At 59.5% G+C, this 2,324-nt stretch carries 3 protein-coding genes; 1 reads left to right on the top strand and 2 read right to left on the bottom strand.

What is annotated here, in order from left to right; translation table 11 throughout:
• The coding region (locus ACKLNI_RS00420) for a serine hydrolase domain-containing protein (RefSeq protein ID WP_413717016.1) at positions 1-1,218 on the top strand (1,218 nt) is incomplete at its 5' end.
• Positions 1,219-1,747: 529 nt separating this feature from the next.
• Here ACKLNI_RS00420 and ACKLNI_RS00415 read toward each other — a convergent pair.
• Together ACKLNI_RS00415 and ACKLNI_RS00410 are read right to left on the bottom strand one after the other, a co-directional pair.
• Entirely contained in the window at positions 1,748-2,167 is a 420-nt protein-coding gene (locus tag ACKLNI_RS00415) for a hypothetical protein (RefSeq protein WP_413717015.1), read from the bottom strand.
• 22 nt (positions 2,168-2,189) lie between these two features.
• A complete protein-coding gene (locus ACKLNI_RS00410; RefSeq protein ID WP_413716966.1) occupies positions 2,190-2,312 on the bottom strand; it encodes an integrase core domain-containing protein in 123 nt (40 codons plus the stop codon).
• Positions 2,313-2,324: the final 12 nt, after the last annotated feature.

Here is a 2,324-nt window from a genome sequence, read left to right as displayed (position 1 = left end):
ATCGACCTCGACGCGCCGATCGAAACTTACTTGGGCGGCTGGACCCTACCGCCTTCCGAGTTTGACCATTCCTTAGTGACCGCGCGCGCCATCCTCGCTCATGGTGCAGGATTGTCGAAAGGCGGGGATTCAGGCGTTGATTCAGGCGAGGTGCCACCTTCGCTTCTTGAAGCCATGAATGGCGCGACCATGGAATATGGTCCTGTTCGGGTCATGCACCCACCGGGAGAGGCTTATCACTACTCGTCGAAGGGATTCACCCTTCTTGAGTTGGCGGTCGAGACTGTCACGGGCGAGCCATTCAGTGAGTACGTCGCAAGAGAAATTCTTCGTCCTCTGGGCATGAACAGCACCGCCTTCGGCTGGACGCCGGACCTGGAGGCCCGCGCCGCCTGGGGGCACGACTGGTACGGAAATCCGTTGCCGCACTATGAGCACGCCACCAAGGCGCAAGGCGGATTGGTGGCGACCGCCGACGACGTAGCGCGCTTCCTTGCCGCCTCGATGGCGAACGCGGAGGGAGGTGAACCGGGCCGGGGAGTAATCACACCCGAGTCCGTAAGGAATACTTTCGAGCAGTTTCCGTTCGCCGAGGACGCCAGCGAAGTCGGTCTTGGCTACAACCTGCACCTTGACGGTCAAGCGCTTGTCGCACGCAAGAGCGGCGACCATCGCGGCTACAAGGCAATCGTGTTCTTGATGCCCGAAACCGGGGCCGGGTTGGTAATCCTCGCCAACAGCGACCGCGCGGCCCCAGGAATCTTCGCTGACATCGCCTGCCCCTGGAGCCGAGCGTTACAGGATGACCCGCTGGAGGGCGTCTGTTCGCAACTCGGACTGCTGCGCGGGGCACACGTGGCAGCCGGCCTATTGTTATCGGTCACCGGCGCGGCTGTGATAGGGGCTGTTCTATTGCGCTGGCGAAGGGGCCGCCGCGCCCCATCTCGAAGCTATTCGGTCTGGCGCAAAACGGCTGCAGTCCTGCCAATCCTCGTCGTCACCGCTTGGTGGTCCTACTGGTACTCCGACCTACCGCTTCGCCTGCAAGGCTTTCCACCCACGTTCTACACAGTCAGGGCTACGCTTTGGCCCACGGCTTTTGTTTGGGTGAGCCTCGGTGTGACAGTTTTGGGACTGTCGCTTATTCTTCTCGCTATTCTGCCGACCGCAAATCCACCACTCAAGACTAGGGCTCCGGGTCCAACACGCCTTTCGTAAGTCTCAGTCCAATCGTCCGCTGAGGGCTCAACTCAGACCTTCGCTGCACTTCACGGCAATGACAGCTCTAGAAGTCTAACCGCTCTTTCGTGTGAACGACCGCGGGTCTGCTATTGGGTTGAGAGCAGACATTCAGCCTCGCTCCAAGAATGCTGTGCGCTGATCGTATCAAGCGGATCGTCACTTCGAAAAGGTGTCAGGCCGTGGTGGAAACTGACGCAGACGCTCTGCAAGACAACGAAGCTGGATTAAGACCGTTGCCATTCTCTCGTAGCTTTCAAGTGCGATGCTTTCTGCGGTTAGGCGCCTAGGGTCAGCGAAAACTCTTGACGCGGCTGCTCGCGCGCCAGCAAGGCTGCTTGGACCCAGCCTGATTGTCGGATTGTGTGGGCGAGTGCCCGTTGGAGGGGGCTCTCTTAGAGACTACACAGGGTTTGCAGGGTCTGCCGGGTTTACCGCCGCAGACGCAGGGCAAATAAACCCGTATTACCCGGCAAACCCTGTAGGTACTAACGACGCCGCCAAGAGCTTAGAAAGCGTCGTTTGGCCGCTCAGAAGGCTCGACATACTCGACCCAATAGAGCCTGACGCCGGCCCCATTGTCTTGGGCACGAAGTGCGCGGTCACCAATCACGCGGTCTTTTCGCCGACCGAGATATCGACCGATACTGCGGGGATTGAACACGTCTTTTAAGGACCGTGAGATCAACGCAGAACGTAGCTGAGCAAGGGAACTGTCACTAGCACCAGCCTGGCCTTGTTCGTCGATCTGGGTCAATGTGAACTGCTGTCCGCCGGGCGCAGCGGCAGCCCAGACTTCCAACAGCTCGGCCAGGTCGCTCTTCTTCGGATCATCGGCGATGAGGCGCTCCCGAGTGACGAGGGGATCCTCCTCACCAAGCCATAGTAGCGTCTCGCGGACCAAGTCCCAGTCGGTAAAGGAACCCATCGGTTTGCACTTGACGGGCTGTCTAGCCCCCTGTGTATGGGCCACTGATCAGGGGTTTCTCTAATAGGGTTTCAGGAACGGGCGGGCGCATGTTGAGTGCCTGATGCGGCCGGGTGTGATTGTACTGCCTGAGCCAGTGATTGATGACGATCTGAGC

The sequence above is a fragment of the Silicimonas lutimaris genome, from assembly GCF_047314965.1.
GTDB lineage: Bacteria > Pseudomonadota > Alphaproteobacteria > Rhodobacterales > Rhodobacteraceae > JAVJUV01.
This window is presented reverse-complemented; position numbering and strand designations above follow the sequence as displayed.